Genomic DNA, 14338 nt, shown 5'->3' on the forward strand with positions numbered 1-14338 from the left:
CATACCGTGCGGGTATGGGCCGTCCCGCTGGGGCTGCGAGCCTCAGGAGGCGAGGTGCGACCGAGAGATGTCGGCGAGCGTTGCGGCGCCCGCCATCGTCATGGCCGTGTGCAACTGCACGCGCAGCTCGTCGAGCACGGCTTCGACCCCGGACGCACCCTCGACGAGGGCCCTCGCCGCCGGCCTCCCCACGAGCACCGCAGAGGCCCCGAGGGCGAGCGCCCGGAAGACGTCTTCACCCGAGCGGATGCCGCCGTCGACCCAGACCGGTGCACGACCGGCCACGGCGCCGGCCACCGACGCCAACACCGAGCTCGTCGTGACGACTGCGCCGAGCTGCCGCCCTCCGTGGTTCGACACGATGATGCCGTCGACGCCGGCCTCGACCAGCATCGCGGCGTCCTCGGCGGCGAGCACGCCCTTGGCGAGCACCGGCAGGCCGGTCACCTCGTGGATCCATGCGAAGTCGGCGACGCTCAGGTCGGCTGCGACCGCCGGCATGACGCCGTCCCGGAAGTTGACGGAGGGCGGGGCGATGTCGCGGATGGGAGACCGGAACGAGAAGTCGACCGGCACCGTCGGAGCGTCGACCGTGACCACGAAACCCAGCGCCCCGGCATCCTGCGACGCCTTGAGGTACGGGAGGATGTCTTCCCGCCGCGGCGGCACGTACAGCTGCGACCAGAACGGCGCCCCGTCGGCGGGGAGGTCGACCACGCGCGTCGCGCTGTTCGACGACAGCACGAAGGGCACACCGGCGGACGCTGCGCCGTGGCTGGTCGCCTTCTCACCCTCCGGGTGCACGAACGTCTGGCTCGCCCACGGTGCGACCAGGATCGGGCTCGCGAACGTCAGCCCGTCGTGCTGCCACTCGGTCGAGACGCGAGTCACGTCGCGCAGCACGCGGGGCAGGATGCGGAGCGCCCGCCACGCCTCGACGTCACGCCGGTTGGCCCCGCCGAGGTCGCCCTCGATGTAGCCGACGGCCCGCGAGTCGACGCTCCCCGGCCACACGAAGCTGTCGTCGAGCGGCCCGACGCCGGGCCCAGTGGTCACGGCGATGCCTAGCGGCCGAGAAACTTCTGGAGGCTGGCGAGCTCTTCTTCGGTCGGAGCCGCTTTGCCGCCCTTGCCGCCGCCGAGACCGAAGCCGGAGCCGCCGCCGACGTTGGCGGCGGGAGCCTTCTCGCCACTGGCGATCCGGGCGTTCTCAGCGGCGCGCTTTGCCGGGTTGCCGGCCTTCGAGCCCTTCTTCTTGGCGACCTGCTTGCGATTGCCGAAGCTGCCGCCGGGGATCGGCCCCATGCCGGGAACCTGCGGCACGCCGCCCTTGGCCACGGTCTTCATCATCTTGGCCGCCTGCTCGAAACGGTTGACGAGCTGGTTGACGTCGGTGACGGTCATGCCCGAGCCCCGCGCGATACGGACGCGGCGCGACCCGTTGAGGAGCTTGGAGTTGGCGCGCTCGGCCTTCGTCATCGACTGGATGATGGCCTCGGTGCGGACGATCTCGCCCTCGTCGAAGTTGTCGAGCTGCTCGCGCATGCCTTTCGCTCCGGGAAGCATGCCGAGCATGCCCTTGATCGAGCCCATCTTGCGCAGCTGCTGCATCTGCTTCAAGAAGTCGTCGAGCGTGAAGCTGTCGGTCGCGAACTTCTCGGCGATCTCCATCGCCTCTTTCTCGTCGAACGCGCCCTGCGCCTGCTCGATGAGGGTGAGGATGTCGCCGAGGTCGAGGATCCGGCTCGCCATGCGGTCGGGGTGGAAGGGCTCGAAGTCGTCGAGGCCCTCACCGGTCGACGCGAACATGATCGGGCGGCCGGTGACGCTCGCGACGCTGAGCGCCGCACCACCGCGGGCATCGCCGTCGAGCTTCGTCAGGACGACGCCGGTGAAGTCGACGCCCTCCTGGAAGGCCTTGGCGGTCGCAACCGCGTCTTGGCCGATCATCGCGTCGATGACGAAGAGCACCTCGTCGGGGTCGACGGCCTTGCGGATGTTGGAGGCCTGCTTCATCAGGTCGGCATCGACGCCGAGACGGCCGGCGGTGTCGACGATGACGGTGTCGTACAGCTTGTCTTGGGCGAACTTCACGCCGTTCTTCGCGACCTTGACCGGGTCGCCCACGCCGTTGCCGGGCTCGGGTGCGAAGACCGGCACACCGGCCTGCTCGCCGACGACCTGCAGCTGGGTGACCGCGTTCGGGCGCTGGAGGTCGGACGCGACCAGGACGGGCGTGTGCCCCTCCTTCTTCAGCCACTTCGCGAGCTTGCCCGCGAGGGTCGTCTTGCCGGCGCCCTGGAGGCCGGCCAGCATGATGACCGTCGGCGGGCGCTTCGCGAACTCGAGGCGGCGCTGCTGGCCGCCGAGGATCTGCACCAGCTCTTCGTTGACGATCTGGACGACCTGCTGGGCCGGGTTCAGCGCCTTGTTGACCTCGTCGCCGAGGGCACGCTCGCGGATCGCGCCAGTGAAGGCCTTGACCACGTCGAGCGACACGTCGGCGTCGAGCAGGGCGCGGCGGATCTCGCGAACGGTTCCGTCGACGTCGGCCGGGGAGAGTTTGCCCTTGCCGCGCAGGTTCGTGAGGGTCTGCGCGAGGCGGTCAGAGAGAGATCCGAAGGTTGCCATGGTCTCGCCAGTTTATCCGACGATGGGAGAGCTACCCGACGAGGTTCTGCACGAAGACGTGCGGGGTGAAGCCAGTGAGGTCGCCGATCTTCTCGCCCTGGCCCACGAGCTTGATCGGAATGCCGGTCTGCTCTTGCACCGCCAGCACGAAACCGCCGCGCGCGCTGCCATCGAGCTTCGTGAGCACCAGCCCGGTGACGCCGGCGTGCTCGATGAAGGCCTCGGCCTGAGCGAGGCCGTTCTGACCCGTCGTGGCGTCGAGCACCAGCAGAACCTCGGCGATCTCGGTCTGCTTCTCGACGACGCGCTTGATCTTGCCGAGCTCGTCCATCAGCCCCGCCTTGGTCTGGAGACGACCGGCGGTGTCGATGATGACGATCTCGATGCCCTCGTTCATCGCCTTCTCGACGGTCTGGAAGGCGACGGACGCAGGATCCTGGCCCTGGGCCTGCGGCTTGACGATCTGCGCGCCCGCCCGCTCGGCCCAGGTGGCCAGCTGCTCGACCGCAGCCGCACGGAAGGTGTCGGCCGCGCCGACGACGACCGAGCGGTCGAAATTGCGGAGGAACTTCGCGAACTTGCCGATCGTCGTGGTCTTGCCGACGCCGTTCACGCCGACGACGAGCACGACGGCCGGGCGGTTCGAGAGCTTGAGGGTCGGGTCGAGCTTCGACAGCCGCTCTTCCAGCGTCTCGCGCAGCATGCGCTTGAGGTCGGCGGGGTCGGTGGTGTTGTAGCGGGCGACCTTCTCGCGAAGGTCTTCGGTGATCTGCTCGGTGATGTCGGGGCCGAAGTCGGCGCCGATGAGGGAGGCCTCGAGGTCGTCCCACGTGGTGTCGTCGATCGCCTTGCGACCGAACACGCCGCGGAGTGCGCCTGAGAGCGACCAGGGATTTGCCATGGGTGCAACTTTAGCCGGGGCAGTGCGTTCGCTCTGACGCCCCGGTAGGCTGGGGACGTTGAAGGGGAGTATTCCCGTCTGCGGTGCGTCGTCAGTACGGATCAGATCGTTCTGGTCCCGGTGCATCGGCCTCGACTCCGGTTGTCAATCCGGTCGTGCGGGGCGGAAGAGACCTTCAGTACCCGAGTGTGCCTCACCGCGCGCCGTACTGAAGGAGCCGCATGGAAACCCCGTTCTACGTCTGGGCCCTCACGATCCTCTTCGTGCTCGGCCTGCTGATCTTCGACTTCTACAGCCACGTGCGCACGCCGCACGAGCCGACCATCAAGGAGTCGGCGACCTGGTCGATCGTCTACATCGCGATCGCGATCCTGTTCGGCGTCGGCATCGGCGTGACGAGCGGCTGGACTCTCGGCGGCGAGTACTTCGCCGGCTGGATCACCGAGAAGGCCCTCAGCGTCGACAACCTCTTCGTCTTCCTCATCATCATGACGAGCTTCGCCGTGCCGCGGATCTACCAGCAGAAGGTGCTGCTCGTCGGCATCGCGATCGCCCTGGTCTCACGCGGCGTGTTCATCGCCGTCGGCGTCACGATCATCGAGAACTTCGCGTGGGTGTTCTATGTGTTCGGCGCGCTGCTGTTCTGGCTGGCGTACAGCCAGGTGCGAGGCGGCCACGGCGACGAGAAGGAAGAGGGCGACAGTCGGCTGATCCGGATCCTGCGTCGCGTCGTGCCCACGTCGGACGACTACGACGGGCAGAAGGTCACCACCAAGGTGAACGGCAAGCGCATGTTCACGCCGCTTCTGCTCGTGATGCTCGCCATCGGCTTCACCGACGTACTCTTCGCGCTCGACTCGATCCCGGCGATCTTCGGCCTCACGCAGGACGCGTTCATCGTGTTCGCCGCGAACGCGTTCTCGCTGCTGGGGCTCCGCCAGCTGTACTTCCTGATCTCGGGCCTGCTCGAGCGGCTGGTCTACCTCGCTCAGGGCCTCGCGGTGATCCTGGCCTTCATCGGAGTAAAACTCGTCTTCCACGCGTTGCACGTGAACGAAGTATCCTTTATCAATGGCGGTCGTCCCGTCGACTGGATCCCCGAGATCCCCATCAGCGTCTCTCTCGGATTCATCGTGCTGACGATCCTCGTCGCCACCGTTCTCAGCCTTCGCAAGTCGACTGCGGATGCACGACGCGCCGAGCTCGCCTCCTGACACCGGTTCGACCGGCGCCGGGGGCGCACGGCTTTCACATCCATCGTCGGATCGAGGGCTGTGAAGCCCCCGCTCCCCCGCGCCACTGGCGCGGGTCATCGAACAGCGAAGAAGACACCGAAGAACATGCGCCTCGAACTGATCCGTCACGGACAGACCGACTGGAACCTCCACGACCAGCTGCAGGGCTCGTCGGACATCCCGCTCAACGCGACCGGCCGCGAGCAGGCGCACGCCGCAGCCGAGTTGCTGCGCCCCTACGATTGGGCGGCCATCGTCTCGTCGCCGCTCATGCGGGCTCGCGAGACCGCCCAGATCATCGCCTCGCAGATCGGCATCGAGCTCGGTGACGCCTACCCCGAGCTGATCGAGCGCGACTACGCGTCGCGCGAGGGTACCGTCGCGGACGAGGCCATCCCCGACGAGCCCGATGCCTCTTTCCCCGACATCGAGACCCGCGAGTCGGTCGCGGCGCGCGGCCTCGGCGCCCTCGAAGACATCCGCGACACCCGCCTCCCCCTCGACGACGACGACGCGAACATCGTGGTCGTCTGCCACGGCACCATCATCCGCTTCACCCTCGCCGCCATCCTCGGCCGCGAGGTCGGCCACATCCACAACGCGGCCGCCAACACCGTCGAGTGGGTGGACGGCGAATGGCGCGTGCTGACCGTCAACGGCGAGCCCGTCGACAGCATCGCGGACGAGCTCGACGAGGTCGCGACCGTGGTGGGCGACCAGGGCTGACGCGCCTTCGCCGCGGTCAGCGGCTCAGACCCTCGAGTGCGCACACCGCGACGGACCTGGGCCGACAGTCGTGTCCGGGCTCGAGGGTCGTGGCGATCAGACGTGGCGGCCGGGGCGAGGTGTGGCGTCGACGGGGCTCTGCGGCGGCGTGCTGTCGACCGGAGCCTCTGCCGGCGGCGTCGTGTCAGTCGAGGTCTCCGACGGCGGCGGGCCGTCGACCGGAGCACCGGCGGGCGGCGGCGCGTCGAGGGATGCCTGCCACGGCGAGCGCGCCTGGGCCCACGGTGCCGGAGCGGACGGCGCCGCGACGGGTGAGGGTGCGGGCAGCTGCCGGGCCGGCAGCGCGGCGGATCGCGGCGCGGTCTCCCACGCAGCCCGAGCGGCATCGAGGGCGGGCTGCTGCGGCGCCTGCCACGCGAGGGGTGGCGGCGAGGGCGGCCCGAACGGCGGAGGGGCCAGCCACCAGGCGACGGGCAACTGGAACTGCCACCGCGCCCGACGAGCGACCTTGATCCAGATGAGCCCTGCGCCGACGATGACGCCGGGATACACGAGGAAGACCACCAAGGGCGCCAGGAGGATCTGGAAGGACGCGAAGGCGGGAACCTGCAGGAGGCCCGCACCACCGTCCCAGAGCCCGTGTGCGAGGGCGACGCCGAGGTACGCGTAGACGACCCGCCAGGTGATGCGGAAGCGACCGTTTCGCGACGACGAGAAGAGCGCGGCGCCGAACAGCGCCGTGTACAGCGGGTGCAGCACGGGCGTCAGGATCGCGCGGGTCGGCACGAGAACCAACACGGCGCCGAGGTGCGACAGGTGCAGCTCGGCCGGCGGGTTCGCGTAGAAGTTGTAGGCGTACGAGAGATCTTCGAGCGCTGCGAAGCCGAGCCCGACGGCCCCGCCGAGGAAGAGGCCGTTGCGCATGCTCTTGTCGGCGAGCTTCCGTGACACGAGCACGACGGCGAGGATCTTCGCCAGCTCTTCCGAGATGCCGGCGAGGGCGAGCACTGTGATGCTCGGGGCCGTGCCGACGCCCGGCGCGGCCTTCGTCAGCAGCGAGTCGAACGTCGAGCCGAGAGTGACAGCGATGAGGCCGCCGAGACCGAAGGCGAGCAGGAGGCGAGACATCGTCATCGTGTCTCGCGGCCCGATCCTGTAGGCCATCGTGTAGACGAACGCCACGGCGACGGTCACGGAGCCGACCAGCAGGCCGACCGTCACATCGGCGCCGTTGTGCAGCAGCATCGCGCCCACGACGATCAGGTAGACGAACAGCACGGCGCCTGCGGCTCCGATCCAGAGCCCGCCGAAACGCCCGATCCACTTGTGGTTCGGTCGCTCTGCAGGCACCCAGATGGGCGGTGGCCAGTATCCCCTCACCCTCGAAGGCTACCTGCCGCGTGCTGTGAACGCCCCGCCCCGTTCGGGGCGAACCACGCCGAGGGCAGGATCACGCGGATGCGGGCTCGGTCACGACGCGCTGCCCCACGACGGCGGACACGCCGTCCTGTCGCATCGACACGCCGTAGAGCGCGTCGGCGATCTCCATCGTGCGCTTCTGGTGCGTGATGACGATGAGCTGGCTGGACTCGCGGAGATCCTGGAAGATCGTCAGCAGGCGGCCGAGGTTGGCGTCGTCGAGCGCCGCCTCGACCTCGTCCATGATGTAGAACGGCGAGGGCCGCGCCTTGAAGATCGCGATCAGGAGGGCCACGGCGGCCAGCGATCGCTCGCCGCCCGAGAGCAGCGAGAGCCGCTCGATCTTCTTGCCGGCGGGCTTCACCGTCACCTCGATGCCCGTCTCGAGGAGGTTCTCGGGGTCGGTCAGCTGGATGCTGCCCGAGCCGCCGGGGAAGAGGATCGGGAACACCCGGTTGAACGCATCGCGCGTGTCGTCGAAGGCGGCCTGGAAGATCGTCTGCATCTTCTCGTCGATCTCGTCGATGATCGTCAGCAGGTCTTTGCGGGTCGAGGTGAGGTCGGTGAGCTGGTCGGTCAAGAACTTGTGGCGCTGCTCGAGGGCGGCGAACTCTTCGAGGGCGAGCGGGTTGACGCGGCCGAGCTGGGCGAGGGTCCGCTCGGCCCTCTGCAGGCGGGCCTTCTGCTCGTTGCGGTCATAGAGCGTGGGTTCGTCGCCCTCTCCGGCGGCGGGGATCTCGACGTCGGGGCCGTATTCGTCGACCAGGACGCTCTCGACGAGACCGAGCTCGGACCCTGCCCTCTCGAGAAGGCTGGAGAGGTGCAGCTTCTTCTCGTAGATCTCCATCTCGAGGCCGTGCACGTTCTCGGTGACCGAGTGGAGGCGCTCGCGTAACACTCGCTCTTCCGCACGCAGTGAGGCGAGCTCGGCGTTCTGTGTCGATCGCTCGCCCTCACGCTCGGCGAGCACGGCCCGTGCTTCGGCCACCGAGCCGTCGACCGCGTCGAGCACAGCGGGCAGGGCGTCGAGCACGGAGGTCGTCGCGGCCATCTGCCGCTGGCGGATGACCGTCTGTCGGGCCTGCTCTTCGGCGGCAGCGCGCTGCTCGTCGAGCTGACGCTGCAGGTCTTTGGCGCGCGACGACTCGGCGCGAACCCGCTCGCGGATCGTCTCGAGCTGGATGCGCCGCTCGATTTCGACGCCGCGGGCGTTCTCGACCTCGGCGAGCATTCCGTCACGCTCGGAGACGTCCAAGATCGGGCGCGGCTGTGAGCTGTATTCGTCGGCGGCAGCGACGGCAGCGGCGACCGCACGCTCGGCCTGGTGTACCGACTCGACGGATGCCGACAGGGCGCCGGCGAGTCGCTCGGCCTCGGCCTCGGCCGCCTCGAGCTGCGCCCGCAGACGGCCGGCGCGCTGCCCGTGCGCGGCGAGACGGCTCTCGTGCTCGCGGGCGGCAGCCTGCGCCTCCTTGGCCGCGGTGCGGGCCGCGGCGAGCTCTTCACGCGCCGTGCCCAGTAGCCCCGCAAGACGCTCGATCTCGACGCTCACCGTCGTCAGCGCCTCGGCGGCGGTGTCGCGCTCGGCGACGAGCTCGAGTCGCGACCGACCGCCGGCAGAGCCGCCGCGCACGACGAAGTCGGTGAGCACCTCCCCCGCCCGAGTGATGACAGTGACGGGCACGGCGCCGCGCGCGAGAGCGGCCGAAGCCGCCCGCGCGGCCCCCAGATCGTCGGCGATGACCGTGGCCGAGAGCACCCCCAGGATGCCATCGGGCGCCTTCACGACGGAGACAGCGGCGACGACGCCGGCCGGCAGCGCCACGTCGGCCCGGGTCACGGGGCGCGCGGGGCTCCCCACGACGACCTCCACCCGGCCGAGCTCCTCGGCCGTGACGTGTTGCACAGCCCCCACCGCGGCGTCGAGGTCGTCGGCCAGCACCGCGTCAGCCACCGAGCCGAGGGCCGCGGCGATCGCGATTTCGTAGCCTGCATCGACCTGCACGTGCTCCGCGACGAGCCCTTGCACACCGGGCCGGCCTGACTTCACCAGGGCGCTCGAGGCGTCCTTCTGGTCGAGGGCGAGCGACAGGGCGCTCGTTCGGGCCGCCAGCGAGTCGCGCTCGCGCTCGGCGGTGTGGAGGGCGTCGCGGAGACGGTCGGCCTCGCCCTGGGCCGTCGTCGCACGCGCGTCGGCCGCGGCGGTGATCGCGTCGTGATCGACGTCGGATCCTGGTGCCTCGCCCTCGTCTTTCTCGAGGGCGGCGAACTCGGCGCGGCTGGTCTCCAGACGCGCCTGGGCCGCCTCGAGCGCATTGGTCTGCCGCAGCTGCTCGCCTCTGACCGCTGCGAGCTTGGAGCGCGCGACCTCCACGGCCCCGGCGAGCCGGGCGACCTCGAGGTCGTGCTTCGAGACGAGGGCGCTCTGCGCGGCGATCTCCTCGTCGAGGGAGTCGAGCGAGGCACGGGCGGTGGCAACTTCGGCTGCGGCCTGGGCGACGGCCAGCTCGGCTTCGGCCACGCCCGCCTGCAGGCGCTCGGCCTCGTCCTGCGCGTCGGCGACCATCCCGGCCGAGACGCTGGTGGCGACGCCGGGAGCGTCGGCCTGCTGCGCGAGCAGGGTGAGCTTCTGATTCGCGAGGCTGAAGAGGCTGCGGAGTCGCTCCTGAACGGATTCGAGGCCGAACGTGACTCGGCGGGCGTCGTCGACCGCATCGCCGACCATGGCCTGCTCGAGCCGCTGCTCGCGCAGCTTGTTCTGGTCGAGCTGCTCTTGCAGCACGATGCGCTCGCTCTTGCGCTCGTTCTCGTCTTTCGACTGCGCCGTCAGCACGGCTCGCAGCTGCACCACGTCGTCGGCGAGCAGTCGCGCCTTGGCGTCGCGCGCCACGGCGGCGATTCCCTGCGCCTCGCGGGCGATCTCGGCTTGGCGGCCCAGCGGCTTCAGCTGGCGCCGGATCTCGCCCGCGAGGTCACTCAGACGCGTGAGGTTGGTCTGCATGGCCTCGAGCTTCCGCAGCGTCTTCTCTTTGCGGCGCCGGTGCTTCAGGATGCCCGCGGCCTCCTCGATGAACCCGCGGCGCTCTTCCGGCGTGGCGCGCAGGACGGCGTCGAGCTGCCCCTGCCCCACGATCACGTGCATCTCGCGGCCGAGGCCGGAGTCGCTCAGAAGCTCCTGCACGTCGAGCAGCCGGCAGTTGTCGCCATTGATCGCGTACTCGCTGCCGCCGTTGCGGAAGAGCGTGCGGCTGATCGTCACCTCGGTGTAGTCGATCGGCAGCGCGCCGTCGGCGTTGTCGATGGTCAGGATCACCTGAGCGCGGCCGAGCGGGCCCCGGGTCGAGGTGCCGGCGAAGATGACGTCCTCCATCTTGCCGCCGCGGAGAGTCTTCACGCCCTGCTCGCCCATCACCCAGGCCAGCGCGTCGACGACGTTGCTCTTGCCCGAGCCGTTCGGCCCGACGACGCACGTGACCCCGGGCTCGAAGGCGAACGTGGTCGGCTGGGCGAACGACTTGAAACCCTTGAGGGTGAGGCTCTTGAGATACATGGCCGCCCCCTCTCGATCCTGCCGTCGCGGTGTGAGGGGAGTTTAGCGGCGCGGCGCCAAAACTCCGGCAACCGGCACACGCTCTAGCCCGCGGACTAGAGCGCACGCCGGTCTCCGGAGCGCGAGCGCGGCAGCCCGCCGGCGAGGAGACGCCGTGCCAACTCGTCGGGGTTCCGGGCGACGGCGTAGTCCCACCGCACGACCCGGCGTACCTCTGGCTGTGCTTCCAGCCGGTTCTGCCGCCGTTTCTCGTCGGCGACGGCCTGGGCGGCCGTTCGGCCGCGGAGGAAACGCTCGTCGCTGTACTTCCAGTCGCCGTCGAATTCGCCCGCGATGCCGAAGTCCGGCCACCAGAAGTCCGCGAACATCTTGCCCTGACTGTCCCGGAACAACTGCTGCAACACGGGCGCGGGAAAGCCTCGAGCCGCCATGCCGATGCGGCTGAAGGACTCACCGGGATACTCGGCCTTCTCCGACGCGAAGGCCAAGCCGGATTGAGCCGTGCCCAGACGGCGAGCCGACGGACGACGGGCCAACTGCAGTTCGATGTCCTCCCGGGTGAAGAGCCCTCGTGCAGCCCGTGATCGAAGACGAGCACCGCGGCCTCGAACGGGTTGGTCAGCGCGATGTCCGCCGCCGTTCGCGCCGGTGATGTCACTGACAAGCCATCCCAGTCGCGGGCATCGGCGTCGACCAAGTCGCCCGGCCGGCGTCGCACACGAGTGGTGCGGTTTGTCGTGGTTCGGGATGGATCGATGACATCGACGAGTGCCGGCCAGCCATCGTGCGTCGGAAAACCCCACGCGGCGGCGGCAGACCAGTGTGAGACGACCACGCGCCCAGGGAGTCTGTCGACCGTCGCGCGTATCCGCACGATGAACCGGTCACGTGGCGAGAGAGCATGCCACGCCCCCGATTCCAAGTAGACGCCAGGCGCCACTCTTGTCAGAGAACCGTGCTCCGCACGTCGACGGAGATCTCGGTCGTCCCGGTAGGTGACGACGATGTCGGACGAGCGGATCGGCTGGTGCGAGGAGTTCATCTCAGCATCGTGACGAATCAGGCCTGGGCCCGGGGGCCGCAGAGCAGATCTGTGGAGAAGTAACGAGAGTGTGGATAACCCGCCGCCCCAGCAACACTCCTGTCAGCGGCGTGTGCTCTATTCCGCGGGCTAGATCTTGTGCCGGTCGGCGGAGTTCAGGGGCTGAGGCGCTGGCAACGCGGGCAGAAGTGGCTGCCGCGGTTCATGAACTGCACGCGACGGATGGGTGTGCCGCACCGGGGGCACGGCTTGCCCTGCTGCCCGTAGGCGTTGAGGCTGTGCGAGAAGTAGCCCGACTCGCCGTTCACGTTCTTGTACTGCTCGTCGAAGCTGGTGCCGCCCTCGCCCAGTGCCTTGTAGAGCACCGCGCGGATCTCGATGAGCAGCAGCGCCACCTTCCGCGTCGACAGCGTGTCGCCCTGCTGGTCGAAGTGGATCTTGGACGCCCACAGCGACTCGTCCGCGTAGATGTTGCCGATGCCCGAGACGAGGGTCTGGTCGAGGAGGGCCCGCTTCACGCCCGAGCGGCGCGCGCGCAGGCGACGCGAGAACGCACGCTCGTCGAAGGCGGGGTCGAGCGGGTCGCGCGCGATGTGGGCGACCTGGTGAGGGATGCGCAGGGCCCAGGCCTCAGGATCCTGATCGGTCAAGGTCTCGGGCACGGAACCGACCGCGGGCGTGTGGCCCAGCAGACTCGACCCCGAGTAGCCGGCAGGTGCCCCGTCGGGCACCGGCACGGTCGCGTCGAGAGCCATCGAACCGAAGATCCGCTGGTCGACGAAGGCGAGGCTGCGCCGGCCGAGGTCGGGGTGGACGACGTCGAGGCGGATGCGGAGCAGGCGGTCGGAGGACGACCCCAGCGCGGGATCGCGCAGCAGCACCTGACCGCTCATGCCGAGGTGGGCAACGAGCGCGAGCGGTTCGGGCGCCACCGTGGCCGGTGCGAACGGGAACCAGAGGAACTTGCCGCGGCGAACGGCGGAGAGCAGCGTCGCCCCGGTCAACCTATCGACGAAGTCGTCGGCGGGGCCGTCGTGGCGGCGCAGGGATCGCGGCTCGAGGATCTCGACGTGCTCGACCACGGCGCCGGTGACGGCGGGATGAAGGCCGGAGCGGACGACCTCGACTTCGGGGAGTTCAGGCAAGCGGCGGCGGCCTAGATCGAGTCGGGCGAGTCGGCAGGAGCCGACAGCAGCGTCCACGCCTCGAGAGCTGCCGCCATCTCGGCGGTCTTCTTGCTGCTGCCGGTGCCCGACGCGATCTCGTCTTTGCCGAGGCGCACGACGGCGTGGAAGCGCTTGTCGTGGTCGGGGCCGGAATCGGTGATGACGTAGTTGGGCATGCCACGACCGAGCGACGAGGCGAGCTCTTGCAGGCTGGTCTTCGGGTCCATCGCGGCGCCGAAGCGCTCGGGGTCGGCGAGCAGGGGGGCGATCAGGCGCATGACGAGGCTGGTGGCGGCGACCGGGCCGGCGTCGAGGTAGGTCGCACCGATGACGGCCTCGACCGTGTCGGCGAGGATCGAATGCTTGTCGCGGCCGCCGGTCATCTCTTCGCCGCGGCCCAGCCGAATGTACTGGCCGAGCCCGATGATGCGGGCGATCTCGGCGAGGGCCACGGTGGACACGAGACTGGCGCGCCGCTTCGCGAGATCGCCCTCGTCGAGGTCGGGGTTCTCACGGAAGAGCATCACCGTCACGGCTTGGCCGAGGATGGAGTCGCCGAGGAACTCGAGGCGCTCGTTGTTGCCGATGCCGCCGTGCTCGTACGCGAACGAGCGGTGCGTCAGTGCCAATTCGAGCAGCTCGGGGCTGAGGGCGACATCGAGGAACGACACAAGATCAGCCCGGTCAGGGGCACTGTCGACGGACGGTGCTGAACCTGACTCGGGCTGACTCATGAGGTGATGTTACTGCGCTGTGCGGGCCGCGAAGGGGCCCTCGTCAGCCGCGAAGCTCGCCTAGCGAGTCGCGCCTGCAGCGATTCAGACGTCGGCGACCTTGCGGCCCTTGTACTCCAGGTACAGAGCGGTGCCGGCACTGTCTTCGACGACCTTCGCGCGGTGCGGGAGGCTGTAGACGGTCTTGCCGCCTTCGATGCTCTTGACGAGCGTGACGGGCGCGGCCTTCCACTGCGAACGGCGGGCGTGCGTGTTGCTGCGCGACTGCTTGCGCTTCGGAACTGCCATGACTGTCTCTTCTCTGTTTCGTACTGATCTGTGTTGCTCGGCGGCCCGCCGTCAGGCGTAGGCGCACGATCAATCGGTGGGCTTGGGGTCTCCGTCGGCCGTCACACCGTCGCCGACACGCTCGGTGAGCTCGGAAAGCTCTCCCAGCACGGCCCAGCGCGGGTCGAGCACTTCACGGGGGTGGTAGTCGACCATGTCTTCCACGCGCTCGCCCGTTTCGGGGTCGAGACCTGGGCAGTCAGGCCGGCAAACCGGTTGGAAGGGCAGTGAGAGAACCACTGCATCTCTCACCACTGGTTCAAGATCCACGTGATCGTCTTGAACCCGGTAGTCGAAAGCTTCGTCGTCAGAGTACGCGAAAAGCTCGGCGAAATCGACCTCGACACTCTGGTCGATCGGTTTCAGGCATCGGCTGCACTCGCCAACGGCCTCTGCCGACACGTGCCCCGACGTCAGGAGACCGTCGTGGAGCACCTCGATGCGCAGGTCGATCTCGAGCGTCGAGCCCTCCGGCACGGCGATGAGGCCTTCACCGAGCTTGGCGGGCACGACCAGGTCGAGCTCGCTCTCGCGCATCTCGCCCGGGCGGTGCACCAGGTCGTACACGGGAACCGTGTAGGGGGTCTTTTCGAAATGAGGCACGAGGG

12 protein-coding genes are annotated in these 14338 nt (G+C 69.0%); 2 read left to right on the forward strand and 10 right to left on the reverse strand.

All coding sequences use genetic code 11. The features are described 5' to 3' along the window. Positions 1–42: 42 nt before the first annotated feature. The 3 genes from AX769_RS15450 to ftsY are packed head-to-tail and all read right to left on the reverse strand — an operon-like array spanning position 43 to position 3531. Positions 43–1056 carry an alpha-hydroxy acid oxidase gene (locus AX769_RS15450; RefSeq protein WP_066281086.1) on the reverse strand — a complete coding sequence of 338 codons (1014 nt, stop codon included), beginning with the start codon at positions 1054–1056 and terminating at the stop codon, positions 43–45. 8 nt (positions 1057–1064) lie between these two features. Further along, the gene (gene ffh, locus AX769_RS15455; RefSeq protein ID WP_066281089.1) at positions 1065–2630 is read right to left on the reverse strand and encodes a signal recognition particle protein; all 1566 of its coding nucleotides are present in this window, start codon (positions 2628–2630) and stop codon (positions 1065–1067) included. Positions 2631–2661: 31 nt separating this feature from the next. Then, complete coding sequence (gene ftsY, locus AX769_RS15460; RefSeq protein WP_066281093.1) at positions 2662–3531, reverse strand: signal recognition particle-docking protein FtsY; 870 nt, start codon at positions 3529–3531, stop codon at positions 2662–2664. 221 nt (positions 3532–3752) lie between these two features. Here ftsY and AX769_RS15465 point away from each other — a divergent pair, with 221 nt between their 5' ends. Beyond that, entirely contained in the window at positions 3753–4745 is a 993-nt protein-coding gene (locus tag AX769_RS15465) for a TerC family protein (protein WP_066281095.1), read from the forward strand. A gap of 126 nt (positions 4746–4871) precedes the next feature. Further along, a complete protein-coding gene (locus AX769_RS15470) occupies positions 4872–5492 on the forward strand; it encodes a histidine phosphatase family protein (RefSeq protein ID WP_066281097.1) in 621 nt (206 codons plus the stop codon). Between the two features lie 96 nt (positions 5493–5588). Here AX769_RS15470 and AX769_RS15475 read toward each other — a convergent pair whose 3' ends face one another. The 7 genes from AX769_RS15475 to AX769_RS15505 all read right to left on the reverse strand — a co-directional run bounded on the left by AX769_RS15475 (position 5589) and on the right by AX769_RS15505 (position 14297). After that, positions 5589–6872: a PrsW family intramembrane metalloprotease gene (locus AX769_RS15475; protein WP_157887665.1), complete on the reverse strand. Its 1284-nt coding sequence runs from the start codon at positions 6870–6872 to the stop codon at positions 5589–5591. A 70-nt stretch (positions 6873–6942) separates the two neighbouring features. Then, the gene (smc, locus tag AX769_RS15480; RefSeq protein ID WP_066281103.1) at positions 6943–10461 is read right to left on the reverse strand and encodes a chromosome segregation protein SMC; all 3519 of its coding nucleotides are present in this window, start codon (positions 10459–10461) and stop codon (positions 6943–6945) included. A gap of 95 nt (positions 10462–10556) precedes the next feature. Next, positions 10557–10949 (reverse strand): hypothetical protein, encoded by a 393-nt coding sequence (locus tag AX769_RS15485; protein WP_066281107.1) that lies wholly within the window; start codon positions 10947–10949, stop codon positions 10557–10559. Positions 10950–11658: 709 nt separating this feature from the next. After that, positions 11659–12648, reverse strand: a complete 990-nt coding sequence (gene mutM / locus AX769_RS15490; RefSeq protein ID WP_066281110.1) for a bifunctional DNA-formamidopyrimidine glycosylase/DNA-(apurinic or apyrimidinic site) lyase — start codon at positions 12646–12648, stop codon at positions 11659–11661. Between the two features lie 11 nt (positions 12649–12659). Further along, positions 12660–13403: a ribonuclease III gene (rnc, locus tag AX769_RS15495; RefSeq protein WP_082763856.1), complete on the reverse strand. Its 744-nt coding sequence runs from the start codon at positions 13401–13403 to the stop codon at positions 12660–12662. Between the two features lie 84 nt (positions 13404–13487). Then, positions 13488–13691: a 50S ribosomal protein L32 gene (gene rpmF, locus AX769_RS15500; RefSeq protein WP_066281115.1), complete on the reverse strand. Its 204-nt coding sequence runs from the start codon at positions 13689–13691 to the stop codon at positions 13488–13490. 69 nt (positions 13692–13760) lie between these two features. Beyond that, complete coding sequence (locus tag AX769_RS15505; protein ID WP_369824033.1) at positions 13761–14297, reverse strand: DUF177 domain-containing protein; 537 nt, start codon at positions 14295–14297, stop codon at positions 13761–13763. Positions 14298–14338 lie beyond the last annotated feature (41 nt).

It is taken from the genome of Frondihabitans sp. PAMC 28766 (genome assembly GCF_001577365.1).
Taxonomy (GTDB): Bacteria; Actinomycetota; Actinomycetes; order Actinomycetales; family Microbacteriaceae; genus Frondihabitans.

Bases quoted from the DNA above. Each gene is read 5' to 3' on its own strand.
- rpmF (WP_066281115.1), bottom strand. From the start codon at position 13,691: ATGGCAGTTCCGAAGCGCAAGCAGTCGCGCAGCAACACGCACGCCCGC.
- ftsY (WP_066281093.1), bottom strand. From the start codon at position 3,531: ATGGCAAATCCCTGGTCGCTCTCAGGCGCACTCCGCGGCGTGTTCGGT.
- AX769_RS15470 (WP_066281097.1), top strand. From the start codon at position 4,872: ATGCGCCTCGAACTGATCCGTCACGGACAGACCGACTGGAACCTCCAC.
- ffh (WP_066281089.1), bottom strand. From the start codon at position 2,630: ATGGCAACCTTCGGATCTCTCTCTGACCGCCTCGCGCAGACCCTCACG.
- smc (WP_066281103.1), bottom strand. From the start codon at position 10,461: ATGTATCTCAAGAGCCTCACCCTCAAGGGTTTCAAGTCGTTCGCCCAG.
- AX769_RS15465 (WP_066281095.1), top strand. From the start codon at position 3,753: ATGGAAACCCCGTTCTACGTCTGGGCCCTCACGATCCTCTTCGTGCTC.
- rnc (WP_082763856.1), bottom strand. From the start codon at position 13,403: ATGAGTCAGCCCGAGTCAGGTTCAGCACCGTCCGTCGACAGTGCCCCT.